Here is a 22,950-nt window from a genome sequence, read left to right as displayed (position 1 = left end):
CCGAGAGGCGGCGGGTCGCGGCGGGACGGTCAGCCGCGGGGCGCGAACCACGTGCCGATGTGGTCACCCGCGAGGGCCCGGGCGACCCGGGCCGTCGACGTGAGCAGGACCCCGGTGCCCGCCTCGGCGGCCAGGCGCGCGGCGGCGACCTTCGTCACGGCTCCCCCGGTGCCGACGCCCGTGCCGGTGCTGCCGATCTCGACGCCCTCGAGCTCGTCGCCGAACGCCACGTGCTCGATGCGCCGGGCGCCCGGCTCCTCCGGCGGCCGCGTGTAGAGCGCGTCCACGTCCGAGAGGAGGAGGAGGAGATCGGCGTCCACGAGGCGGGCGACGAGCGCCGCCAGTCGGTCGTTGTCGCCGAAGCGGATCTCGTGCGTGGCCACGGTGTCGTTCTCGTTGACGATCGGCAGCAGCCGGAGCCCCAGCAGCCGCTCCATGGCGCGCTGGGCGTTCTCCCGGTGGTCCGGTGCGGCGAGGTCGCCGGCCGTGAGGAGCACCTGGCCCGCGACGATGCCGTAGCGGTCGAGGCTCTCCTGGTACCGGAAGATCAGCACGCTCTGGCCCACCGCCGCCGCCGCCTGCTGGGTGGCGAGGTCGGCCGGCCGGTCGTCGAGGCAAAGGAAGGGCATCCCCGTCGCGATGGCGCCGGAGGACACCAGCACGATCTCGGCGCCGCGCGCGTGCACGGACGCGATGGCGTCCACGAGCGGCGCGATCTGCCCGGCGTTCTCGCCGCTGATGGAAGAAGAGCCGACCTTCACGACGATGCGCCGCGCGGACGCGATGCCCGCGCGCGAGCCCGTGCCCACCCGCTACGCCTTCGCGTCCGAGGACGCGTCCTCGTCCGTCCCGTCCTCGTCCGCCCAGAGGCCTGCCTCGCCCTCGCGCACGAGCTGGGCGCGGGCCTCGGCCTTGGCGTCCATGCGGGCGAAGTAGTCCTCGCGGCGCGCCTGGTTGGTGCGGCGGCTGATCGGGTCGACGCGGGCATCCGCGCCGCGGGGGCTCGTGATGAGCTCCGCGGTGGAGGTGAGCGTGGGCTCCCAGTCGAAGACGATGCCGTCGCCCTCGCCGATGACGACGCTGGATCCGGCCACCGCGCCGGCCTTGAACAGGCCGTCCTCGACACCGAGCTTGGCGAGCCGGTCGGCGAGGTAGCCGACGGCCTCGTCGTTCGTGAAGTCGGTCTGCTGCACCCAGCGCTCGGGCTTGGTGCCGATGACGCGGTAGATGTCGCCGTAGCTGCCGCCGTCCACGCGGATGACGAACGGCTTCTCGTTGACCGCGCGGGGACGCAGCACGATGCGCGGCGCGTCGGGCTCCTCGGCGGCCTTCGTCCGGGCGTCCTCGACCAGCTCGGCGAGGGCGAAGGAGAGCTGGCGCAGGCCGTCGTGGCTGACCGTGGAGATGTCGAACACGCGGTAGCCGCGGGCCTCCAGCTCCGGGCGCACGAGCTCCGCGAGCTCCCGGGCCTCGGGGACGTCGATCTTGTTGAGCGCGATGAGCTGCGGGCGCTCGAGCAGCGGGACCTGGCCGTCGGGCACGGGGTACGCGGCGAGTTCCGTGAGGATGATGTCGAGGTCCGAGATCGGGTCGCGTCCGGGATCCAGCGTCGCGCAGTCGAGCACGTGGAGCAGGGCCGAGCAGCGCTCGACGTGGCGGAGGAACTCGAGGCCGAGGCCCTTGCCCTCGCTCGCGCCCTCGATGAGCCCGGGCACGTCGGCGACGGTGTAGCGCGAGTCCGCGACCTCCACGACGCCGAGGTTCGGGTGCAGCGTGGTGAAGGGGTAGTCGGCGATCTTCGGCTTGGCGGCCGAGATGGCGGCCACGAGGCTCGACTTGCCCGCGGAAGGGTAGCCCACGAGCGCCACGTCGGCGACGACCTTCAGCTCGAGGACGACGTCGCCCTCGTAGCCGCGCGTGCCGAGCAGCGCGAATCCGGGGGCCTTGCGCTTCGTGGTGGCGAGCGACGCGTTGCCGAGCCCGCCCTGGCCGGCCTCGGCGGCGACGAAGCGCATGCCGGGCGTGGCCATGTCGGCGAGCTCGTTGCCGTCGACGTCCTTGACGACGGTGCCCACGGGGACGGGCAGCTCGAGGGCCTCGCCGAGCGTGCCGTGGCGGTGGTCGCCCATGCCGGGTCCGCCGTTGCGCGAGGAGCGGTGCGGACCACGGTGGTACGCCAGCAGCGTGGTGACCTGGGGGTCGGCGACGAGGACGATGTCCCCGCCGTTGCCGCCGTTGCCGCCGTCGGGTCCCGCGAGGGGCTTGAACTTCTCGCGGCGGACCGAGACGCAGCCGTTGCCGCCGTTTCCCGCCCGCAGGTGGAGGGTCACGGTGTCGACGAATGTCGCCATGGCTGTCGCTCGTTTCTTCTAGAGGTGTCCCCTGTGGAACGCACGCAAGGGCGGGCCGAGGAGGCCCGCCCTTGAGGTGCTGCGCGGCAGTGCCGCTGCAGGGTCCGTGCTGTCGGCCTGCGCTAGGCCGGGACGACGATGTTGACGACCTTGCGGCCGCCCTTGACGCCGAACTCCACCGAACCGGCGGAGAGGGCGAACAGCGTGTCGTCGCCGCCACGGCCGACGTTGACGCCGGGGTGGAAGTGCGTGCCGCGCTGGCGGACGATGATCTCGCCGGCGCCGACGACCTGGCCGCCGAAGCGCTTCACGCCGAGGCGCTGGGCGTTCGAGTCACGGCCGTTGCGGGTAGAGCTCGCGCCCTTCTTGTGTGCCATCTGCTTCTCCCTGCGTTCTTAGGTGCTAGTTGATCTCGGTGACCTGGACGCGCGTGAGGTCCTGGCGGTGCCCCTGGCGCTTCTTGTACCCGGTCTTGTTCTTGAACTTCTGGATGACGATCTTGGGACCGCGGAGGTCGTTCAGGATCTCGGCGCTGACGGTGACGTCGGCGAGCTTCGCGGCGTCCGTGGTGATGGTGTCGCCGTCGACGAGCAGGACCGCGGGGAGCACGACCTTGCCGCTCTGCTGGTTCTTCACCCGGTCCATCGTCACGATGGTCCCGACCTCGACCTTCTCCTGCCGACCGCCGGCGCGCACAACTGCGTAAACCACTTTTCCGTACCTGTTTTCTCTCGCGGGCTTGACTCACTGGGGACTTGACGCCCTGTGGCCCGAATCATTGGAGGAAGTCTGCCGCACGCGCACGATCTCTGCGGATCGGCGCATGCCAGCGACTCACGTTACCGGAACGCCGGACAGGGGTCAAACTCCAGGCCCCCGGCGTCCTCGGTCGATCATACGCGAGCGGACGCCGCCCCGCCGCATGCGCGCCGGGCGCGTCGCGCGTGCCGCAGGCGGTCGGGCGGACCGGTCGCGGCCCGGTCTGCCTAAGCTCGCAGGATGACCGTGCTCCTCGACCGACCGGCCTGGCCCGCCCACGGCAGGCTCTGGGCGCACCTCGTGAGCGACGCGTCGCTCGCCGAGCTGCACGACTTCGCGTGCGCCGCCGGCATCCCCGAGCGTGCCTTCGACCGCGACCACTACGACGTGCCGGAGGACCGGTACGCCGAGCTGGTGGCGCGCGGCGCCGAGCCGGTCTCCAACCGCGACCTCGTGCGCCGGCTGCAGGCGAGCGGCCTGCGGGTCACGCAGCGGGAACGGCGCGCTCCGGGCTCCTAGCGGCGCGGCGCGTGCGGCGGGGACGGCGAGAGGGCCCGGAGCGTCCGCTACGGGCCCTCTCGCGTGCGGCCGCCTCGGGGGCGGCCGGCGCGTCAGCTCGCGTCGTCGGCCGGGGCCGGCGTCGTGAGCGTCTGCGTCGAGACCCGGCGGCTGCGCGAGCGGCCCTGGCCGGGCTCCTTGGGCTGCGGCAGGGCGTCGAGCACAGAGCCGAGGAGCTGCTCCGCGTCGGCCGAGCTCACGCGGCGCGGGGCCGTGCGGGTGCTCGCGACCGGGATGTCAAGGATCTGCACCGGCTCGAGGCGGATGGCCTCGCGCGGCTCGAGCGTCGACAGGGCGGGCTCCTCCACGGCTGCGTCGGCGGGCGTCGGGTCCTCGGCGGGAGCGGACGGCGCCTCGGCGGCGGGTGCCTGCGGCTCCTGCCGCTCCGTCGCCTCGGCGGTCGCGGATGACGCGCGTCCCCGGCCCCCGCGGCTCCGACGCGGGCGTTCGCCGCGCGGCTGCTCCTCGACGGGCGCGGCCTCGGCCCGCGGTGCCGCCTCGGCGGCCTCGTCCGGGGTGCGCACGACGTCCTCGACCCGGTCGATGGCCTCGTTCACCGTCTGGATGGTGCTCGTGGCGATCTTGGCGAGCGCGTTGCGGGCGTCGTCGGTGATGCTGTGGGTGCTGGCCGCCGGCGTGCGCTGCTGCTGCTGCGCCTGACCGCCGCCGTTCCCGCGTCCGCCGCCGCCGCCAGTGCCGGCGCCGTGCTCCTGCTGGCCCTTGCCGCCGCGACGGCGGCCCTGGCCCTGCACGGGCTCCTGCGGCGTCTGCTTGTGGGCCATGAGCGGGTCGTGGTGGATGATGATCCCCCGCCCGGCGCAGGTCTCGCAGTTCTCGGAGAACGACTCGAGGAGGCCCAGGCCGAGCTTCTTGCGGGTCATCTGCACGAGGCCGAGCGAGGTGACCTCGGCGACCTGGTGCTTGGTGCGGTCGCGGCTGAGGCACTCCACCAGGCGGCGGAGCACGAGGTCGCGGTTGGACTCGAGCACCATGTCGATGAAGTCGACGACGATGATCCCGCCGATGTCGCGCAGGCGCATCTGGCGGACGATCTCCTCCGCGGCCTCGAGGTTGTTCTTGGTGACGGTCTCCTCGAGGTTGCCGCCGGAGCCGACGAACTTGCCCGTGTTGACGTCGACCACGGTCATGGCCTCGGTGCGGTCGATGACGAGCGATCCGCCGGAGGGCAGCCACACCTTGCGGTCGAGCGCCTTCTCGATCTGCTCGCTGACGCGGTAGTGGTCGAACGAGTCCGCGTCGCCCGAGTACGTCTGCACCCGGTCGATGAGGTCGGGCGCCACGCCGCGGAGGTAGCCCTCGATGATCTCCTGGGCGTCGCCGCCGTCGATCACGAGCTCGCGGAAGTCCTCGTTGAAGACGTCGCGGATGATCTTCAGCAGCAGGTCGGGCTCCGAGTGCAGGAGCGCGGGCGCCTGCGCCTTCTCGACCTGGCGGCTGATCTCGGCCCACTGCGACGTGAGGCGCTCGACGTCGAGCTTCAGCTGCTCCTCCGTCGCGCCCTCGGCGGCGGTGCGGACGATGACGCCCACGTTCTCGGGCAGCACCTCCTTGAGGGTCTTCTTGAGGCGCGCGCGCTCGGTGTCGGGGAGCTTGCGGCTGATGCCGTTCATGGACCCGTTGGGCACGTACACGAGGTAGCGGCCGGGGAGGCTCACCTGGCTCGTGAGGCGGGCGCCCTTGTGGCCGACCGGGTCCTTGGTGACCTGGACGAGCACGCGGTCGCCGGGCTTCAGCGCGACCTCGATGCGACGCGCGTGGCTGCCGCCGCCCTTGTCGGCGTTGGCGGCGTCCCAGTCGACCTCGCCGGAGTAGAGCACGGCGTTGCGACCGCGGCCGATGTCGATGAAGGCGGCCTCCATGCTGGGCAGCACGTTCTGGACGCGGCCGAGGTAGACGTTGCCGATGAGCGACGCCTCGTCGGCGCGGGCGACGTAGTGCTCGACGAGCACCTGGTCCTCGAGCACGCCGATCTGGATCTTGCCGTCGCGCGAGCGCACGATCATGCTGCGGTCGACGGACTCGCGGCGCGCCAGGTACTCGGACTCGGTGAGGACCGGACGGCGGCGTCCGGCGTCGCGGCCGTCGCGGCGGCGCTGCTTCTTGGCCTCGAGGCGCGTGGATCCCTTGATCCGCTGCGGCTCGGTGATGAGCTCGGGCTCGCGCGGCGTACGGACCTTGACGACCGTGCCGGGCGCGTCGTCGCCGTCGCGGCCCTCCTCGCCGGAGCGGCGGCGCGCGCGGCGGCGGACCGACGGCGAGTCGTCCTCGTCGTCGTCGTGGGCGTCGTCGCGGCTGTCACGGCCACGGCCGTCGCGGCCGGTGCTGCGGTCCTGTCCACGGCCGCCGCGGCGCGACGAGCGCAAGGGGCGCTCGTCGCGGTCGAGGTCGTCGTCCTCGTCATGGGAATCGTCGCGGCGGTCGTCGCGCTCGCGGCGGGGAGGCAGCGGCGCGATGTCCGGGGCCTGGAAGAAGACGGAGAGGGAAGGGACGGCGCGTGCCGGAGCCGCGGGGGCCTCCGCGGCGGGCGCGTCGACCGGCTCGGCTGTCGCGCGCTCGTCATCCGACGCCTCGGCGGCGGGCTGCTCGGCGGCGGGCGCCTCCTGCTCGGCCGGGACGGCCGCCTTGCGCGGGGCGCGCTTCCGGGGCGCCCGGGCGGCGGGCTGCGCGGTGGCCGGGGCCTCCGCCTCGGCGTCGTCCGCGGGTGCGGGGGCCGCGGCGGACGCGTCGACGCTGGCGTCGTCCGGCTGGGCGACCGCGGGCGCGGATGCGGGGGTGCTCGCGCGGCGGGAGCGTCGGACGACCGGCCTCTCCGTCTCGTCGGGCGTGGACCGGGTGTCGTCGTTCTCGTTCAGGGTGTGGCCCTTCGCTTCGGAGGCGGCGGGACTGCCGCTCGCCTCGGGGGTCGCGGACGCGGGGAGGGCGGGCGTGCCGCCGGTCCCCGCCGCCGCGGGCGTCGCGGCGCGGCGGCCCGTGAGCCGCTCGAAGAGGCTGGGTCGCCTCCTGCCGGTGTTCTCGTCTCTCTCCACCATCTCTGGTGCACTCCTCAACCGGTCGGTACGGCCGCGCCGTATCCCGGTAGCTCTCCGAGTGGATCCCCGCGTACGCGGTTCTCCGTCGATCCTGGTCTGCGACGTCCGGCCCGAGGCTTCGGTCGTGCGCACTGGTGCGGAACTGGCTGTCCGCCGCCGGACGTGCCGGGCGGTCCGGGTCTGCCCCGGGAAAGACTCTTCATGGCGGTCGTCCCGCGCGGCGGGTCGACCTGCCTGCCAGTATCGCACGCCGACGCCCACCCGGCCGTCAGGGTCGGCGCTCCCCCGTCTGCCATGATCGCCGCATGACCGCCACCCGGGCCCCCGCGCATCCCCGCTCGCTGGCCGTCCTGCTCGTCGTCACGGGCGTCGTCGGCTGGATCGGCGCCTTCGTCCTCGTGCTGGACCGGCTGCACCTCCTGGAGCACCCGGGCGCGTCGCTCTCGTGCGACGTCAACCCGTTCATCTCCTGCGCGACCGTCATCCAGTCGCCGCAGGGATCGCTGTTCGGCTTCCCCAACCCGCTCATCGGGGTCGCCGCGTTCGTGGTGCCGATCGTGATCGGCATGGCCCTCGTCGCGGGCGCCCGGTTCGCGCGCTGGTTCTGGACGCTGTTCGCGCTGGGGACGTTCGCCGGCTGGGTCTTCGTGACGTGGCTCTTCACCCAGAGCGTCTTCGTCATCGGCGCGCTCTGCCCGTACTGCCTGCTCGTGTGGAGCGCGATGATCCCGCTGTGGTGGGGCACGCTGTCCGCCACCACCCGCGCGGGGCTGATCCCGGTGCCCGCGCGCGTGCGCCGGGCCGCCGACGCGGTGGCGCCGTACACGTGGGCGGTCGTGGTGCTCAACTACGCGATCATCGTCGTCGCCATCGTGTCGACGTTCCCGGCGCTCGTCCCGACGCTGCTCGGCTGAGGGCCGGGACGACGAGAGGGGCCGACCGGCGATCCGGTCGGCCCCTCTCGTCTCGCGTGCCCTAGAACCAGAGGGCGAGCTCGCGCGCGGCGGACTCGGGCGAGTCGCTGCCGTGCACGAGGTTCTGGGCGACCGCGAGGCCCCAGTCGCGGCCGAGGTCGCCGCGGATCGTGCCGGGGGCGGCGAGCGTCGGATCGGTCGTGCCGGCGAGCGAGCGGAAGCCCTCGATGGCGCGGTTCCCGGCGACGCGCACGGCGACGATCGGGCCCGACTCCATGAACTCGACGAGAGGCGCGTAGAACGGCTTGCCCTGGTGCTCCTCGTAGTGCTGCTCGAGCAGGGCGCGCTCGGCCTGCACCATGCGGAGGTCGACGATCTGGTAGCCCTTGGCCTCGATGCGGCGGAGGACCTCGCCGGTGAGGCCGCGGGCGACGCCGTCGGGCTTGACGAGGACGAGGGTCTCCTGGACGGGAGCGGACATGGGTGCCTCCTACTGGGCGGGAGCCGGCGGCTCGGTGGTCGGTCGGTGGTCGGTGGAGCGGGCGTCGCCCGGGGCGGGGGCGCCGCCCGCCGCGGCCTGCTCGTCGAGCATGGCCTGCTCCCACGCGCCGCGGGCGGCGGCCTTCTCGCGGTCGATCCGGGCGCCCTGCACCATGGCGTAGATCCAGAGGAGCAAGAAGAAGCCGCCGACCGCGAACATGGCGGGGAGCACGAAGCCCGTGAGGACGACGAGCACCTGCACGACCCAGCCGGCGCGGATGCCGAGCGGGGTGCGCAGGGCGCCGACGACGGCGAGCATGGCGAGGACGAGCAGGGCGCCGCCGCCGAGTGCGGGGAGCGCCGACAGGGCCTCGAGGCCGAAGGCGACCAGGCTCGCGAGGAACACCACGATGACCTGGAAGCCCATCACGATGGATCCGAGGATCTCGACCGTCGTGCGGGGTGGCCGCGGCCGCCTGGTGCGGGCCGGTCGGCCGTCGGAGCTCACGCGGTCTTCCAGCCCTCGTCGGCGGCGTGGGCGATGGCCTCGCCGACGAGGAGGACCGAGCCGGTGACGAGCGCGGCGCCCTTCTCCGTCTCGCCCGCGGAGTCGCGCGCGTCCTCGAGGGCGGTGCGGAGGTCGGGCTCGACCGTGACGCGGTCGCGGCCGACGACGCCGACGACGATGCGCGCCAGCTCGTCCGGATCCACCGAGCGCTCGGACGTGGAGCGCGTGACGATGAAGTGGTCGACCACGGGCGCGAGCTCCCGCACGATGCCCTCCGCGTCCTTGTCCCCGAGCACGCCGATGACGGCCGTGACACGGTCGAAGGTGAAGTAGACGGGCAGCGCGGCCGCGAGCGTCGCGGCGCCCGCGGGGTTGTGCGCGGCATCGACCAGCACGGTCGGCTCGGTACCGACGACCTGCAGGCGTCCGGGGCTCGTCGCGGTGGCGAGCCCCTCGGCGAGCACGTCGTCGTGGATGGCGTGGTCGCCGCCGCCGAGGAACGACTCGACCGCGGCGATCGCGACGGCGGCGTTCTGCGCCTGGTGCGCGCCGAACAGCGGCAGGAACACGTCGCGGTAGGTGCCCGCGAGACCCTGCACGCTGATCACCTGGCCGCCGACCGCGAGGGTCGTGTCGAGGAGGCGGAACCGCTCGCCCTCCATCGACCAGGTGGACTCCGTGAGCTCGGCCGCGCGCGTGAGCTCGGCCACGACCTCGGGCAGCTGCGCGCTCGAGACGACGTCCGCGGCGGGCTTCACGATGCCGGACTTGGTGCGCGCGATCTCGGCGACGGTGGATCCCAGCCGCTGCGTGTGGTCGAGCGAGACGGGCGTGAAGACGGCGACCTGGCCGTCGCCGACGTTGGTGCTGTCCCACTCGCCGCCCATGCCGACCTCGATCACGGCGACGTCGACGGGCGCGTCGGCGAACGACGCGAACGCGAGCACCGTGAGCGCCTCGAAGAACGTGACCGGCTTCTCGCCCGCGGCGACGAGCTCCCGGTCGACCAGGTCGATGAAGGGCTCGACGTCGGCCCAGTTGCGGCTGAGCGCCTCGTCGGTGATCGGCAGGCCGTCGACGACGATGCGCTCGTTGAAGCGCACGAGGTGCGGGCTCGTGAAGAGGCCCGTGCGGAGCCCGGCGGCGCGCAGGATGCTCTCGGTCATCCGGCTCGTCGAGGTCTTCCCGTTGGTGCCCGTGATGTGCACGATCGGGTAGGCGCGCTGCGGGTCGCCGAGCAGCTCGACCACGCGGCGGGTCGCGGAGAGGCGCGGCTGCGGCGCCTGCTCCCCCACCCGGGCGAGGAGCGCCTGGTACACGGCGTCGCCCTCGCGCTCGAAGTAGTTCTCGTCGTCCACCTCGCCGCCGGCCACGATGGACTGCTCGGCCTCGCGGCGGAGCTCGGCGGCGTCGTCGGCGAAGAGCTGGTCGTCGCTCAGGCCGTCGACGTCGGGGTCGAGCGCCCGGGCCGCGGCGTCGACGCCCTCGTCCGTCTCCGGCTCGAAGTCGTCGTCGCGGCGGATGTCGTCCGCGTCGTCGTCGAAGGGGCGTCCGCCCCGCTGGTCGCTCATGCTCGCTCCACCTCGATGTCCAGGGGCGATCCGCCGCCGACGGTGATGCCGGACGCCGATGCCTCGGCGCCCGCGTCGATCCGCAGCGCCACCGCCAGGGTCTCATGGGCGATGAGGTCGCGGAACCGCTCCGCCGCCTCGGCGCCCGCCGCATCCAGCCGGATCACCAGGGAGATCCGGTCGCTCACGTCGAGGCCCGCGCCCTTCCGCGCGTCCTGCACGTTGCGCACGACGTCGCGCGCCAGGCCCTCGGCCTCGAGCTCCGGTGTGAGGGCCGTGTCGAGCAGCAGGAAGCCGCCGCTGGGCAGCAGCGCGAGCGCCTGGTCGGCGCGGTCGCCCGCCACCTCCAGCACGAGCTCGTACTCGGCGGCCACGAGCGGCACGCCGCCCGCGACGACCTCGCCGTCGACCTCCGTCCAGTCACCCTGGCGGGCGGCCTGGATCACCTGCTGCACGCCCTTGCCGAGGCGCGGGCCGGCGACGCGCGCGGCGACGGTGAGGCGGCGGGTGATGCCCGCGTCGGCCGCGCTCGTCGGGGTCAGCTCCTCGACGGAGACGGCCTTGACGTTGAGCTCGTCGCGCAGGATGTCCTCGAACCGGGCGAGCCCGTCGGCGTCGTCGCTCACGACCGTGAGGCGCGCGAGCGGCTGGCGGACGCGGAGGCCCGACTGCTTGCGGAGCGAGAGCGCGGTCGAGGCGACCTGGCGGACCCGGTCCATCACCTCCACGAGGCGGTCGTCCGCGGGCAGGTCGTCGGGCTCCGGCCAGTCCTCCAGGTGGACGCTGCGCCCCCCGGTGAGGTCCTTCCAGATGCGCTCGGACACGAGCGGGAGGAGCGGCGCCGCGACGCGCGTCACGGTCTCGAGGACCGTGTACAGCGTGTCGAACGCGCGCGTGTCCCCCGCCTCCGTGCCCGCCCAGAAGCGGTCGCGGCTGCGGCGCACGTACCAGTTGGTGAGCACGTCGGCGAAGTCGCGGAGGGATGCCGCGGCGAGCGTCGAGTCGAGCGCGGTCATGTGCTCGGTGACCTCGGTCACGAGGCGGCGCGTGCGGGCCAGGATGTAGCGGTCCAGCACGTCGTCGCTCGTCGTGTCGCGCGTCGCCTCGTAGCCGCCCGGCTGCGCGGAGTTGGCGTAGAGCGAGAAGAAGTACCAGGTGCTCCAGAGCGGGAGCAGCACCTGGCGGACGCCCTCGCGGATCCCCTCCTCGGTGACCACGAGGTTGCCGCCGCGGAGCACGGGGCTCGCGAGGAGGAACCACCGCATGGCGTCGGATCCGTCGCGGTCGAAGACCTCGTTGACGTCCGGGTAGTTGCGGAGCGACTTCGACATCTTCTGGCCGTCGTTGCCGAGGACGATGCCGTGGCTCACGACGCTCGAGAACGCCGGGCGCTCGAACAGCGCGGTCGACAGGGCATGCAGCGTGTAGAACCAGCCGCGGGTCTGCCCGATGTACTCGACGATGAAGTCGGCCGGGCTGTGCTGGTCGAACCACTCGCGGTTCTCGAACGGGTAGTGCACCTGCGCGAACGGCATGGATCCGGAGTCGAACCAGACGTCGAGCACGTCCTCGATGCGGCGCATGGTGCTCTTCCCCGTCGGGTCGTCGGGGTTCGGGCGCGTGAGTTCGTCGATGAACGGGCGGTGCAGGTCGGTCGGGCGCACGCCGAAGTCGGCCTCGAGCTCGTCGAGGCTGCCGTAGACGTCGATGCGCGGGTAGGCCGGGTCGTCGCTCTTCCACACCGGGATGGGGCTGCCCCAGAACCGGTTGCGGCTGATCGACCAGTCGCGGGCGTTGCCGATCCACTTGCCGAATTGGCCGTCCTTGACGTTCTCGGGCGTCCACGTGATGTCCTGGTTGAGGCGCACCATGTCGTCGCGGAAGTCGGTGACGCGCACGAACCAGCTGGAGACGGCTTTGTAGATGAGCGGGTTCTTGCAGCGCCAGCAGTGCGGGTACGAGTGCTCGTAGCTGGCCTGGCGGATGAGGCGGCCCTGCGCCTTGAGCATCCGCGTGAGGGTCTTCCCGGCGTCCGACCACAGCTCGCCCGCGACCTCGGGCACGGTGTCGACGAAGCGGCCGCCCTCGTCGAGCGAGAGGATCACGGGGATCCCGGCGGCGGCGCAGACCTGCTGGTCCTCCTCGCCGTAGGCCGGGGCCTGGTGGACGATGCCGGTGCCGTCGGTGGTCGTGACGTAGTCGGCGACGAGCACCTGCCACGCGTTCGCGGTGCCGAACCTCTCGGTGTCGGCGTAGAAGTCCCAGAGCCGGTCGTAGGCGACGCCCTCGAGCTGGCGGCCCAGCACCGTGCGGGAGACGGCGGCGCGGGCCTCGTCGGCGGACGCGTAGCCGAGGTCCTTGGCGTAGTTCCCCACCAGGTCCTGCGCGATGAGGTACTCGGACCCGAGCACCTCGGCGGCGAGCTGCACCGACGACTCACGGGGCAGCGCGTCGGGCGCCTCCGCGTCCGGCGTGCCCGCGGGGCCGGCGGGCACCACGGCGTAGGTGATGTCCGGCCCGACCGCGAGCGCCATGTTCGTCGGCAGGGTCCACGGCGTGGTCGTCCAGGCGAGTGCGCGCACGGCGGTGAGGCCGAGCGACTCGGCCTTCGCGCCGACGAGCGGGAACGTGACGGTGACGGACTGGTCCTGGCGCATGCGGTAGACGTCGTCGTCCATCCGCAGCTCGTGGTTGCTCAGCGGCGTCTGGTCGTGCCAGCAGTACGGCAGCACGCGGAAGCCCTCGTAGGCGAGGCCCTTGTCGTGCAGCTGCTTGAACGCCCAGATGACCGACTCCATGAAGTCGAGGTCGAGCGTCTTGTAGTCGTCCTCGAAGTCGACCCAGCGGGCGGAGCGGGTGACGTAGTCCTCCCACTCCCCCGTGTACTCGAGCACGGAGCGGCGGGCGACGGCGTTGAACGCCTCGACGCCCATCTCCTCGATCTCGCTCTTCTCGGTGATCCCGAGCTGGCGCATCGCCTCGAGCTCCGCGGGGAGGCCGTGCGTGTCCCAGCCGAAGCGGCGGTGGACCTGCTTGCCGCGCATGGTCTGGAAGCGCGGGAAAGCGTCCTTCGCGTAGCCGGTGAGGAGGTGGCCGTAGTGCGGGAGGCCGTTGGCGAAGGGCGGGCCGTCGTAGAAGACCCACTCGTCGCACCCCTCGCGCCGCTCGACGGAGGCGCGGAAGGTGTCGTCGCGCTTCCAGAAGGCGAGGATGCCCTTCTCGACGTCCGGGAACCGCGGGCTCGCGGCGACCTGGTCGGGTGCGCTCGGGGCGTCGGGGACGGGACGGGGGTAGGTCATGGCAACTCCTGCGGCGATGAGGATCTCCGCGAGGACGCCCGGATCCCTGATGCGGATCCCCGAGCGCGGTACCACCCCGCTTGCCGCGCGACGCGCGACCACTCTCCTGAGGCGATGACGGGCCCGACCCGTTCGGTTCTACCTTCCCCGCGGACGGGGCTCTCTTCCGAAGGCTCCCCGGTGATGGCCGGATCGGCGCCTGTGCTGACGATCCTAGTGCGCCATCGCGCCGGGATCGGCGCGGCTAGCCGCCGAGCTGGGCCCGGTACGCGTCGGCGCGGTACGGCAGGTCGAGCGCCGTGCTGCCCGCGGTGTCGGGGTGTCCGGCGAGGAGGGTGCGGATGTCGTCGAGCACGCGGGCGCGCTCGTGGTCGGGCAGCACGATGATCCGGCTGATGGATCCCGCGAGGGCCACCACCTCCTCGGGACTCATGGGGTGCACGTGGGCGAACGACGCGTGCTCGACCGGGCCGAAGCCGGGGAACGGGCCGGGCTCGATGGCGCGGCCCGCGGCACGGGAGCCCGGGTGGAGGAGAGCGTCGAGCTCGCGGACCCAGTCGACCTCCACGTCCATGACGTTCCAGACGATGCCCAGGCGCCCGCCGGGGCGGAGGACGCGCGCGGCCTCGCGCGCTGCGGCCCCCGCGTCCATCCAGTGCCACGCCTGGGCGACGAGCACGGCGTCCTCCTCGTCGTCGCCCACCGGGATCGCCTCGCCCGATCCGCGGAGCGCTGTGACGCCGGGGAGCCGCGCCGCGAGCACGGCGCGCATCCGGTCGTCGGGTTCGACGGCGGTCACGCGGAGGCCGCGCGCCGCCAGCGCGCCCGTCAACTTGCCCGTGCCGGCGCCCACGTCCACGACGCGGCGGGCGCCGGCGGGGAGCATCCAGGTCACCGCCTCCTCGGGGTAGACGAGGCGGACGCGGTCGTAGGGCTCCGAGACGGCACCGAAGGACGAGGCCAGGTCCGGGACGTCAGGGGTCATGCGATCATCTTGCCCGCGGGCGGTCCCGGCGACGCGGCGCGCGGGCGACGCGTCGTGGCGTGACGCGGCGCGCGGGCGACGCGTCGTGGCGTGACGCGGCGGGCGTGCGCCCCGCACCGCCGCGCCGCGCCCTGCCGTCAGCGGAGCCGCGCGGAGGTCCGCTGCACCTCCATCGGGTGCATCGCGATGCCCGACACCGTGGCCGTGCGTCCCGTCGTGTCCGTGACGCGGATGGTGAAGGGCCCGGGGCCGACGTACCCCGGAGCCAGCCAGTAGCCGTACTCCGTGAGCGACAGCGCCACCCAGTTCGCGCCGACGCGCAGCTCGACCGATCGGAGCCGCACGCCCGCGTCGAGGACCTGCAGCGCCGCCCAGTAGGCCGACGACCCGTCCTTGAACCGGAACGACAGCGGGGGGACCGTCGGCGACGCGACCGGGACGTAGGAGGTGTCGATGATGCCGGCGTCGTAGTCGCCGATGGCGCGGAACGCCTCCTCGCTGAGGTCGAGGTGGCCGTGGACGCACTCGTGGCACGAGTCGGCGATCTCGACGCGCACCGTGCCGCGGGGTCCCGTGACGTCGAGGTAGGAGCCGCACCCCGCGCCGTCCGCGTACAGATCGGGGCCGACCGCGACGTAGAGGCGGTCCTACGGTATGGCTGGGAGCGAGCAGTTGCCGTTCGTCGTGCCGCCCCCGGGGCCGAGGGAGTAGTGGGTGGCGTAGCCGTGGACGCTCGCGCTCGCGGTCGCGGCGGGAGCGTCGGCCGCGGCGGCGGGCTCGGTCACCGATGGGCCCGCGACGCCGAGCCCGAGCACGAGCGCGAGCGCGAGCACGGCCGGGAGGAACCGGCGGCGGCCACCGGGTCGGGACGGGCGCCGGGTGCGGCGCGGGCGGACGGGCAGGGCGGTTGCACGCAACATGTCGTCTCTTCGCGTCGGAGGAATGCGGACGCGGGCGCGCCGCACGGCCACGGTAGGGCGGGCGGACACCCCGCCCGTCGGATGCGCTCCCAGGCGCGAGCGTCGCGCCGCGCTCAGGCGAGGGAGGCGGCGAGGGCCGTACGGAGCGGATCCAGCGCCCGGCGGACCACGTCCTCCAGCGGTCCCCGACCCACGCCGTCCGACGCCCACGCCACGACGGCCGCCGCCGTGGCCGCGGCGACGATCGACGCCGCCACGCGCACCTGCCCCGACGACGCGCGACGACCGGTGCCGCGCGCGAGGGCCTGGGCGACGGGATCCACGAGCGGCGCCGCCCGCGCCACGCCCTCCCCCGCGACATCGGCGCCGAGGCCCATCACCTCGTGCTGCGTGAGGGCGAGCGGCAGCCAGCCCTCGCCGCGGGAGCGGGCGGCGCCGATGAGCGCGTCGACCACGCCGTCGACGACGGGGACGGCGGGATCCACCGATGCGAGCGCCTCGCCGCACGCGCGCAGGGTGTCGTCGAGCCCCGCCCACAGGAGGTCGGCCTTGGAGCCGAAGTAGTTGAAGAACGTGGCCCGGCTGACCCCGGCGCGCTGGGCGATCTGCTCGACGGTCGTCGCGGCGTAGGTGTTCTCGAGGAAGAGCTCCGCGGCCGCCTCCTCGAGCGTCGCGCGCGACGATCGGCGCGGGCGGCCGGCGGGACGGGCGGAGGTCATGCGCCCATCCTGGCGCACCGGGGCGCCGTCACCCGCGTATTGTTGGACGCGGTACAGAAACACCCGCACCAGCGCCCCGAGCGGCGCGCACAACGGAAGCCCCCATGATCCCCACCTCGCGCACCCGCGCCCTCGCGGGCCTCGGCGCCCTCGCCGCGACCACCCTCCTCCTCACCGGCTGCACCTCGGCCACCCCGGAGGCGTCGGCCACGCCCGTCTCCGGCGGAACGCTCGTCTACGCGTCGGGCGACGCCGAGCCCGAGTGCCTCGACCCCCACGTCGGCGGCAACTACCCGCAGGCGCTCGTCTCCTCCCAGTTCCTCGAGCCGCTCGTGTCGCTCGACGGGAAGGGCGGGATCACGCCGTGGCTCGCCGACAGCTGGACCTGGAGCGACGACGGGCTGGGGCTCGAGCTGAAGCTGCGCCAGGGCGTGACGTTCACCGACGGAACGCCGTTCGACGCGGACGCGGTGGTCGCGAACATCCGCCACGTGCAGGACCCCGCGACGCTCTCCTCCACCGGCTACCTCGCGCTGCAGGCGATCACGGACGCGACCGCGGTCGACGCGTCCACCGTGCGGCTCACCCTCTCGACCCCCGACAGCGCGCTGCTGGAGTCGCTCTCGCAGCCGTGGCTCGCCATGGAGTCGCCCGCCGGGATCGCCCGCGGCACCGACGCGAACTGCGCGCAGCCCATCGGCACCGGTCCCTTCCGCGTGGAGCGCTGGGACCGCCAGCAGTCGATCTCGCTCGTGCGCAACGACGCCTACGCGTCGCCGCCCGCCGACGCCGCGCACAGCGGCCCCGCGTACCTCGAGCGCATCGACTGGCGCTTCCTGCCGGACGCGGCCTCCCGCTACGCGGCGTTGCAGAGCGGCGAGGTCGATGTGATCGACAACGCGCAGCCGGACGCGATCGCCTCCGCCACGGCGGGCGGCGCGCTCGGCGAGCTCGACGCGCCGCGGCCCGGCGCCGCGAACCGCATCGAGCTGAACTCGGGCCAGGCGCCCTTCGACGACGAGCGCGTGCGCGAGGCGTTCATCCGCTCGGCCGACGTCGACGCGGGGATCACCGCGCTCTTCCAGGGCACCGCCGAGCGCTCGTACTCGCCACTCGCGAGCACGGAGCCGGCCGCCGTCTCCGACCCGGACCTCTTCGGCATCGACGCCGACCGCGCGGCCCAGCTCCTCGACGAGGCGGGCTGGTCCGCGAAGGACGCCGACGGGATCCGCACCAAGGACGGCCAGCGCCTCACGCTGCGCTTCCCCGTGAGCACCAACCAGTCGATCCCGGCCGAGCAGTCGCTGTTCGAGCAGATCCAGGCCACCACCAAGCAGGTCGGCTTCGACGTGCAGCTCGAGCCCATGGACCTCGCCTCCTGGTACGCGGCGCTCGGCGACGACGCGTACGAGCTCGTGAGCGCGCCGTACACGAAGGCCGGTCCCGACGTGCTGCGGATCCTCTACGACACCTCCGGCATCACGCCCGCGCCGAGCGGCTACTTCGCCAACCACGCCAAGGTGTCGGTGCCGGAGATCGACCAGGCGCTCGCCGAGGCGCGCGCCACGACCGACCTCGACCGGCGGAACGCGCTCTACGCCGACGTGCAGCGGCGCGTGATGGCCGGGTACTGGATCCTGCCGCTCTACGACCAGCAGAACCACTTCCTGCACGGCACCGCCGTCCAGGGCCTGCGCGCCCTGCCGTCCGTCTCCACGCCGACGTTGTACGACACCTGGCTCGCCCGGTGACGCGCGGCCGCGCCGTCCGCGCGACCGGCTCCCGACGACCCGCGCTCCTGCGGGCCGTCGGAGCCCGGATCGGCGGCGCGGTCCTCGTGCTCTGGGCGGTCGCGACCGTCACGTTCCTCGCGGTGCGGCTGATCCCCGGCGACCCGGCGCAGGCGATCCTCGGCGGGCCCGGCTCGCAGGCGCCGCCCGAGGCGGTCGCGGCGGTGCGCGCCGAGTACGGGCTCGACCAGCCGCTCCTCGTGCAGTACCTCGCGCAGCTGGGCCGGCTCGCGCAGGGCGACCTCGGCCGGTCGTACGCGCTGCGCGAGGACGTCGTGGCGGTGCTCGCGCGGCAGCTGCCGGGCACGCTGCTGCTGGCGGTGCTCGCGCTCGCCGTGGCGTGGATCCTCGCGCTCGGCCTCGCGCTCGTCTCCACCGGCGCGGGACGCGTCGCCGGCGCGGTGGGCGCGGGCGTCGAGATCGTGGCGGCGTCGCTGCCGCACTTCTGGATCGGCGTCGTGCTGATCCTCGTCTTCTCCACCGGGCTCGGCTGGCTGCCGGCCGTGAGCGGGTCATCCCCCGCGGGCCTCGTGCTGCCCGTGCTCACGCTCGCGATCCCGCTCGCCGGGTTCCTCGGGCAGATCATGCGCGAGGCGCTGCTCGACGCGCTCGACTCCCCGTTCGCGCTGGCGGCCCGGGCCCGCGGCGAGTCGGAGGCGGGCGTGCGGCTGCGGCACGCGCTGCGGCACGCGGCGGCGCCCGGGATCGCGCTCTCCGGCTGGGCGTTCGGCTTCCTCATCTCGGGAGCCGTGGTCGTCGAGCAGATATTCGCCCGGCCCGGCCTCGGTCGCACCGCGCTCGCGGCCGTGACGAGCCGGGACGTCCCCGTCATCGTCGGCGTGGTGCTCGTGGTCGCCGTGATCTACATCGTGCTGACGGCCGTGACCGACCTGCTGGCGCGGATCGTGGACCCGCGGCTCGTCGACGCGCGGACGGGGCCCGTTCCCACGGCGGCTCCGGCGCCCGCGGGCACCGCGCCCGTGATCGACCCCGCAGCAGCGGCCGATGCGCCGGCGCCCGCGCGATGAGCGACCCCCGCGCCGAGACGCTCCTCGCCGCCGCGCCGTCGCGCCCCCCGGTCCGGATCCTGGCCGTCGCCGGGACCGCGGGCGCGGCCGTCGTCGTCGTCCTGCTCCTCGTCTCCGCCCTCGCCCCCGGCCTCGTCGCGCCCGGCGACCCGCTCGCCATCGCGCCCGCGGAGGCGTTCCGCGCGCCCGGCGTTGGCCACCTCCTCGGCACCGACGAGTCCGGCCGCGACGTGCTCACGCGCGTCGTGCACGGCGCCGGCCCCAGCCTCGTCATCGGCGTGAGCGCCACGGCCATCGGCCTCGGCCTCGGCGCGGTCCTCGGCCTCGCCGCCGCCCTGCTCGGCCGCATCGCCGACTTCGCGGTGAACCGCGTGATCGAGGTGGTCTTCGCGTTCCCGGGTCTCCTCCTCGCGCTCTTCCTCATCGTGATCCTCGGTCCCGGCATCGGCAGCGCCACCCTCGCCGTCGGGATCTCGGCGGCGCCCGGCTACGCGCGCATCATCCGCGGCCGGGTCATGTTGGTGCGGCGGTCCGCGTACGTGGAGGCGGCGACCGTGCTCGGGCGTCCGCCGCTCGTGGTGCTCGCGCGGCACATCCTGCCGAACACGGCCGCTCCGCTCTTCGTGCTCGGCACGCTCGGCGTCGGGCAGGCGATCGTGTGGGCGTCCTCGCTCAGCTACCTCGGGCTCGGCACCGTGCCGCCGGATCCCGAGTGGGGCGCCATGCTCGCGGCCGGCCGCACGTACATCGGCTCGGCGCCCTGGCTGACCGTGGTGCCGGGCCTCATGATCGTCCTCACCGCCACCGCGTCGACCGTGCTCGGCCGCGCGCTCGAGCGACGGGTGCGCGCGTCGTGAGCGCCGGATCCGGCCGGGCCGCGCTCGCGACGCCGCCCGCCCTGCGCGTCGAGGACCTCCGGGTCTCCTTCGACGGCGTCCCCGTCGTGCACGGCGTCTCCCTGCGGATCGCGCCCGGGGAGTGCCTCGCGCTGGTCGGCACGTCCGGCTCCGGCAAGAGCGTGACCGCCCGGAGCCTCCTCGGGCTCGCGGGCGCGGGCGCCGACGTGCGCGCCGACGTGCTGGAGGTGGGCGGCCGGGACCTGCGCGACGCGGGTCCCCGCGCGTGGCGGCGCGTGCGCGGATCCGGGGTCGGGCTCGTGTTGCAGGACGCGCTCTCCTCGCTCGACCCGCTGCGCCCCATCGGGCGCGAGATCGGCGACGCCCTCCGGATCCACGGGATGCGGGACACACGCGCCCGTCGGGCGCGCGTCCTCGAACTGCTCGAGAGCGTGGGCATGCCGGATCCCGCGACGCGCGTGCACCAGCGCTCGGGCGAGCTCTCGGGCGGGCTGCGGCAGCGGGCGCTGCTCGCGGCGGCCCTCGCGCTGGATCCGCCGCTCCTCGTGGCCGACGAGCCCACGACCGCGCTCGACGCCACCGTGCAGGCGCGCATCATCGACCTGCTCGCCGACCTGCGCACGCGCGGCGGGGCGACCCTGCTCGTCAGCCACGACCTGGCGGTCGTCGCGCGCCTCGCCGACCGCGTCGCCGTGATGCACGACGGCCGCGTCGTCGAGGAGGGCCCGACCGCCGACGTCCTCCGCGCCCCGGCGCACCGACGGACGCGCGCGCTCGTCGCCGCCGTGCCGACGGGCGTCCCGCGCGGCGTGGCGCTGTCGGAGGGCCGGATCGACGCGGCCGCCGCGTCGCCTGCGACGACCGCCGCACCGCACCCGGACGACCGCGTCGTCCTGCGCGCCACCTCGCTGACGCGCTCCTACCGGGGCCCGGCCGGCTCCGCCCGCACGGCGGTCGACGACGTCTCCCTCGAGGTGCGCCGCGGCCGCACGCTCGGCCTCGTCGGCGGATCCGGTTCCGGCAAGACCACGGTCGCCCGCCTCCTGCTCGCCCTCGAGGAGCCGGACGCGGGCGGCGTCACGCTCGACGAGGCGCCGTGGAGCGGCATCCCGGAGCGCGACCGCCGCAGCCGACGCGCACGCGTCGGCGCCGTCTACCAGGACCCGCTCGCGTCCTTCGACCCGCGATGGACCATCGACCGGATCCTCCAGGACGCCCTCGCGGTCGCCGGCCTCCGCGGCGCCGACGCGTTCGACTCCCCCGCGACGCTCCTCGCGCAGGTGGGCCTCGATCCCGCGCTCCTCCGCCGCCGTCCCGCCCGGCTGTCGGGCGGCCAGCGGCAGCGCGTCGCCATCGCGCGCGCCATCGCGGCCCGACCCGACGTCCTGATCTGCGACGAGCCCGTCTCCGCGCTCGACATCGCCGTGCAGGCCCAGGTGCTCGACCTCCTCGACGAGCTGCAGCGCCGGCTGGGCCTCGGCCTCCTCCTCATCTCGCACGACCTCGGCGTCGTCGCCCACATGAGCGACGAGGTGCTGGTGGTGAGCGACGGCCGCGTGGTGGAGCGCGGATCCGCCGACGACGTGCTGACGCGCCCGACGCACCCCGTCACCCGGTCGCTCCTCGACGCCGTCCCCCGCCTGGACCCGGACGCCGCGCCGCGCTAGCCGGCCCGTCGCCCCGCGTCACGCCCCGGCGTGCCGGTCGAGGAAGGCGTACAGCTCGCGGTCGTCCACCCCGGGAAAGGACCCGCGCGGCAGCGGCGCGAGGATGTGCGCGTGCAGCCGGGCGCTCGGCCACGCGCGGTCGCGCCACCGGCCGGCGTCCTCGGGATCCGCGCGCCGGCAGCACGACTCGTCCGGGCACCGCGACAGGCTCCGCGCGGTCGTCTCACGTCCGCGGAACCACTTGGCGTGCGCGAAGGGCACGCCGAAGGAGATGGAGTACTCGCCCTCGGCGGTGGATCCCGTCTGCGTCGAGCACCAGAACGTCCCTGCGGGCGTGTCCGTGTACTGGTGGAACTCGGTCGTGCGGTTCGTGCGGTCGAAGGCGCCGCGCGCCGCCCACTCGCGGCACACCGGCTGGCCCTCGACCGCGCCCGTCACGTCCACGGGCAGCGGCAGGCCGTCGTTCTCGTACGCCTTGTAGACCGCGCCGTCGCCGCCCACGCGCAGGAAGTGCACCCGGAGGTCGAGGTGCGTCGTGCTGATGTTCGTGAGTCGCAGAGCCGCGGCCTCGTGCGTCACGCCGAACGCGTCGCGGAAGTCCTCCACCGCGAGGTCGCGCCGCTCCTTGGCCTCCGCGAGGAACTCCACCGACTGCGTCAGCGGCATGAGGCACGCGGCCGCGAAGTAGTTGATCTCCAGCCGCTGCCGCAGGAAGTCGGCGTAGCTCGCCGGTTCCTCGTGGCCGAGCACCCGGTGCGCCATCGCCTGCAGCGCCATCGAGCGGAGGCCGTGGCCGCCGGGGATGGAGGCGGGCGGCAGGTAGATCCGCCCCTCGCCGAGGTCGGTGACCGAGCGCGTGGACCGCGGCAGGTCGTCCACGTAGATCAGCTCGAACCCGAGGCCCTCGGCCATGCGGCTGACGCTGCGGTGCGACAGGGCGCCGCTGCGGTGGCCGACGTCGGCGAGCATCCGCTCGGCCAGCTCCTCGATGGCGGGGATGTGGTTGTCGCGCTCGCGCATCATGAGCCGCTGCTCGGTGTTCGCCCGCCGCGCCTCCTCGGGCGTGGCGATCGACTCGCGCTCGCGTCGCGCGAGCTCGCGGTGCAGCCCGACGAGCGCCTCGAGCGTCTCCTGCGGGAGCGCCCTGCTCGCCGGCACGGCCGGCAGCCCGAGCGAGCCGTACAGCGACGAGCGCTGCGCCCGGTCGAGCTCGATCTCCAGGGCCGAGCGGGCGTCCGGCGCGTCGGCGGCGAGCAGGTGCGTGACGTCGACGCCGAGCGCGCCCGCGATCCTCCCCAGCGTCGACAGCCGCGTCTCGCGCCGGCCGTTTTCAATCATGCTCAGCTGGCTCGGCAGGATCCCCGCCCGCTCCCCCAGCGCCTGCAGCGTGAGCCCGGCGGCCTTCCGCGCGTGCCGGATGCGCCGACCGATGACGAGCTGGTCCATGCATTCACCTCTCCGTGAATATCCGCCTTTCTTCACGTCGACGGATCC

Annotated in this window: 19 protein-coding genes and 1 pseudogene; 6 read left to right on the top strand and 14 right to left on the bottom strand. The window is 74.1% G+C overall.

Annotated elements, in window-relative coordinates:
• Window positions 1-29: 29 nt before the first annotated feature.
• The 4 genes from proB to rplU all read right to left on the bottom strand — a co-directional run bounded on the left by proB (window position 30) and on the right by rplU (window position 3,062).
• Entirely contained in the window at window positions 30-809 is a 780-nt protein-coding gene (gene proB / locus CMN_RS07220; RefSeq protein WP_015490176.1) for a glutamate 5-kinase, read from the bottom strand.
• Between the two features lie 3 nt (window positions 810-812).
• Window positions 813-2,351: a GTPase ObgE gene (gene obgE / locus CMN_RS07215; RefSeq protein WP_015490175.1), complete on the bottom strand. Its 1,539-nt coding sequence runs from the start codon at window positions 2,349-2,351 to the stop codon at window positions 813-815.
• A 122-nt stretch (window positions 2,352-2,473) separates the two neighbouring features.
• The gene (rpmA, locus tag CMN_RS07210) at window positions 2,474-2,728 is read right to left on the bottom strand and encodes a 50S ribosomal protein L27 (protein ID WP_012299161.1); all 255 of its coding nucleotides are present in this window, start codon (window positions 2,726-2,728) and stop codon (window positions 2,474-2,476) included.
• Between the two features lie 25 nt (window positions 2,729-2,753).
• On the bottom strand, window positions 2,754-3,062 hold the full coding sequence (gene rplU, locus CMN_RS07205) for a 50S ribosomal protein L21 (RefSeq protein WP_012038175.1): 309 nt from the start codon (window positions 3,060-3,062) through the stop codon (window positions 2,754-2,756).
• 288 nt (window positions 3,063-3,350) lie between these two features.
• Between rplU and CMN_RS07200 the strand changes: the two genes are divergently transcribed.
• Window positions 3,351-3,629, top strand: a complete 279-nt coding sequence (locus CMN_RS07200; protein WP_041465258.1) for a DUF4031 domain-containing protein — start codon at window positions 3,351-3,353, stop codon at window positions 3,627-3,629.
• Window positions 3,630-3,721: 92 nt separating this feature from the next.
• Here CMN_RS07200 and CMN_RS07195 read toward each other — a convergent pair whose 3' ends face one another.
• The gene (locus CMN_RS07195; protein WP_015490173.1) at window positions 3,722-6,718 is read right to left on the bottom strand and encodes an Rne/Rng family ribonuclease; all 2,997 of its coding nucleotides are present in this window, start codon (window positions 6,716-6,718) and stop codon (window positions 3,722-3,724) included.
• 305 nt (window positions 6,719-7,023) lie between these two features.
• Between CMN_RS07195 and CMN_RS07190 the strand changes: the two genes are divergently transcribed.
• Complete coding sequence (locus tag CMN_RS07190; protein ID WP_015490172.1) at window positions 7,024-7,632, top strand: vitamin K epoxide reductase family protein; 609 nt, start codon at window positions 7,024-7,026, stop codon at window positions 7,630-7,632.
• Window positions 7,633-7,693: 61 nt separating this feature from the next.
• On the opposite strand, the gene ndk is transcribed toward CMN_RS07190, so the two are convergent.
• From ndk to CMN_RS07155, 8 genes and pseudogenes are all read right to left on the bottom strand, one after another.
• Entirely contained in the window at window positions 7,694-8,113 is a 420-nt protein-coding gene (gene ndk / locus CMN_RS07185) for a nucleoside-diphosphate kinase (protein WP_015490171.1), read from the bottom strand.
• 9 nt (window positions 8,114-8,122) lie between these two features.
• On the bottom strand, window positions 8,123-8,620 hold the full coding sequence (locus CMN_RS07180; protein WP_015490170.1) for a DUF4233 domain-containing protein: 498 nt from the start codon (window positions 8,618-8,620) through the stop codon (window positions 8,123-8,125).
• A complete protein-coding gene (locus CMN_RS07175; protein WP_015490169.1) occupies window positions 8,617-10,191 on the bottom strand; it encodes a bifunctional folylpolyglutamate synthase/dihydrofolate synthase in 1,575 nt (524 codons plus the stop codon). The genes CMN_RS07180 and CMN_RS07175 overlap by 4 nt, the downstream gene beginning before the upstream one ends.
• A complete protein-coding gene (gene ileS, locus CMN_RS07170) occupies window positions 10,188-13,490 on the bottom strand; it encodes an isoleucine--tRNA ligase (protein WP_015490168.1) in 3,303 nt (1,100 codons plus the stop codon). Before ileS ends, CMN_RS07175 begins: the two co-directional genes overlap by 4 nt.
• A gap of 244 nt (window positions 13,491-13,734) precedes the next feature.
• Window positions 13,735-14,475, bottom strand: a complete 741-nt coding sequence (locus CMN_RS07165; RefSeq protein ID WP_015490167.1) for a class I SAM-dependent methyltransferase — start codon at window positions 14,473-14,475, stop codon at window positions 13,735-13,737.
• Between the two features lie 137 nt (window positions 14,476-14,612).
• Window positions 14,613-15,110, bottom strand: a pseudogene (locus CMN_RS14645) (expansin EXLX1 family cellulose-binding protein); the annotation flags it as partial.
• Between the two features lie 12 nt (window positions 15,111-15,122).
• The gene (locus CMN_RS14640; RefSeq protein WP_131666480.1) at window positions 15,123-15,395 is read right to left on the bottom strand and encodes a hypothetical protein; all 273 of its coding nucleotides are present in this window, start codon (window positions 15,393-15,395) and stop codon (window positions 15,123-15,125) included.
• 113 nt (window positions 15,396-15,508) lie between these two features.
• Complete coding sequence (locus tag CMN_RS07155; RefSeq protein ID WP_015490166.1) at window positions 15,509-16,114, bottom strand: TetR/AcrR family transcriptional regulator; 606 nt, start codon at window positions 16,112-16,114, stop codon at window positions 15,509-15,511.
• A 104-nt stretch (window positions 16,115-16,218) separates the two neighbouring features.
• Between CMN_RS07155 and CMN_RS07150 the strand changes: the two genes are divergently transcribed.
• From CMN_RS07150 to CMN_RS07135, 4 genes are read left to right on the top strand one after another with little or no spacing between them, the layout of a single operon-like run.
• Window positions 16,219-17,865, top strand: a complete 1,647-nt coding sequence (locus CMN_RS07150) for an ABC transporter substrate-binding protein (RefSeq protein WP_015490165.1) — start codon at window positions 16,219-16,221, stop codon at window positions 17,863-17,865.
• Complete coding sequence (locus CMN_RS07145; RefSeq protein WP_015490164.1) at window positions 17,862-18,932, top strand: ABC transporter permease; 1,071 nt, start codon at window positions 17,862-17,864, stop codon at window positions 18,930-18,932. Before CMN_RS07150 ends, CMN_RS07145 begins: the two co-directional genes overlap by 4 nt.
• Complete coding sequence (locus CMN_RS07140; RefSeq protein ID WP_015490163.1) at window positions 18,929-19,789, top strand: ABC transporter permease; 861 nt, start codon at window positions 18,929-18,931, stop codon at window positions 19,787-19,789. Before CMN_RS07145 ends, CMN_RS07140 begins: the two co-directional genes overlap by 4 nt.
• A complete protein-coding gene (locus CMN_RS07135) occupies window positions 19,786-21,456 on the top strand; it encodes a dipeptide ABC transporter ATP-binding protein (RefSeq protein WP_015490162.1) in 1,671 nt (556 codons plus the stop codon). Before CMN_RS07140 ends, CMN_RS07135 begins: the two co-directional genes overlap by 4 nt.
• An 18-nt stretch (window positions 21,457-21,474) precedes the next feature.
• Here CMN_RS07135 and CMN_RS07130 read toward each other — a convergent pair whose 3' ends face one another.
• Window positions 21,475-22,902, bottom strand: a complete 1,428-nt coding sequence (locus CMN_RS07130; RefSeq protein WP_015490161.1) for an XRE family transcriptional regulator — start codon at window positions 22,900-22,902, stop codon at window positions 21,475-21,477.
• Window positions 22,903-22,950 lie beyond the last annotated feature (48 nt).

The sequence above is a fragment of the Clavibacter nebraskensis NCPPB 2581 genome, assembly GCF_000355695.1.
In the GTDB taxonomy this organism is placed as follows: Bacteria; Actinomycetota; Actinomycetes; order Actinomycetales; family Microbacteriaceae; genus Clavibacter; species Clavibacter nebraskensis.
Note: the sequence above shows the minus strand (reverse complement) of the source record. Positions and strands in the feature narration are given on the sequence as shown.

What these genes read in the sequence shown, in the direction of transcription:
- obgE (WP_015490175.1), bottom strand. Translation starts at nt 2,351, where the DNA reads ATGGCGACATTCGTCGACACCGTGACCCTCCACCTGCGGGCGGGAAAC.
- rpmA (WP_012299161.1), bottom strand. Translation starts at nt 2,728, where the DNA reads ATGGCACACAAGAAGGGCGCGAGCTCTACCCGCAACGGCCGTGACTCG.
- CMN_RS07200 (WP_041465258.1), top strand. Translation starts at nt 3,351, where the DNA reads ATGACCGTGCTCCTCGACCGACCGGCCTGGCCCGCCCACGGCAGGCTC.
- CMN_RS07195 (WP_015490173.1), bottom strand. Translation starts at nt 6,718, where the DNA reads ATGGTGGAGAGAGACGAGAACACCGGCAGGAGGCGACCCAGCCTCTTC.
- CMN_RS07190 (WP_015490172.1), top strand. Translation starts at nt 7,024, where the DNA reads ATGACCGCCACCCGGGCCCCCGCGCATCCCCGCTCGCTGGCCGTCCTG.
- ndk (WP_015490171.1), bottom strand. Translation starts at nt 8,113, where the DNA reads ATGTCCGCTCCCGTCCAGGAGACCCTCGTCCTCGTCAAGCCCGACGGC.
- CMN_RS07175 (WP_015490169.1), bottom strand. Translation starts at nt 10,191, where the DNA reads ATGAGCGACCAGCGGGGCGGACGCCCCTTCGACGACGACGCGGACGAC.
- ileS (WP_015490168.1), bottom strand. Translation starts at nt 13,490, where the DNA reads ATGACCTACCCCCGTCCCGTCCCCGACGCCCCGAGCGCACCCGACCAG.
- CMN_RS07165 (WP_015490167.1), bottom strand. Translation starts at nt 14,475, where the DNA reads ATGACCCCTGACGTCCCGGACCTGGCCTCGTCCTTCGGTGCCGTCTCG.
- CMN_RS14640 (WP_131666480.1), bottom strand. Translation starts at nt 15,395, where the DNA reads ATGTTGCGTGCAACCGCCCTGCCCGTCCGCCCGCGCCGCACCCGGCGC.
- CMN_RS07155 (WP_015490166.1), bottom strand. Translation starts at nt 16,114, where the DNA reads ATGACCTCCGCCCGTCCCGCCGGCCGCCCGCGCCGATCGTCGCGCGCG.
- CMN_RS07150 (WP_015490165.1), top strand. Translation starts at nt 16,219, where the DNA reads ATGATCCCCACCTCGCGCACCCGCGCCCTCGCGGGCCTCGGCGCCCTC.
- CMN_RS07140 (WP_015490163.1), top strand. Translation starts at nt 18,929, where the DNA reads ATGAGCGACCCCCGCGCCGAGACGCTCCTCGCCGCCGCGCCGTCGCGC.
- CMN_RS07130 (WP_015490161.1), bottom strand. Translation starts at nt 22,902, where the DNA reads ATGGACCAGCTCGTCATCGGTCGGCGCATCCGGCACGCGCGGAAGGCC.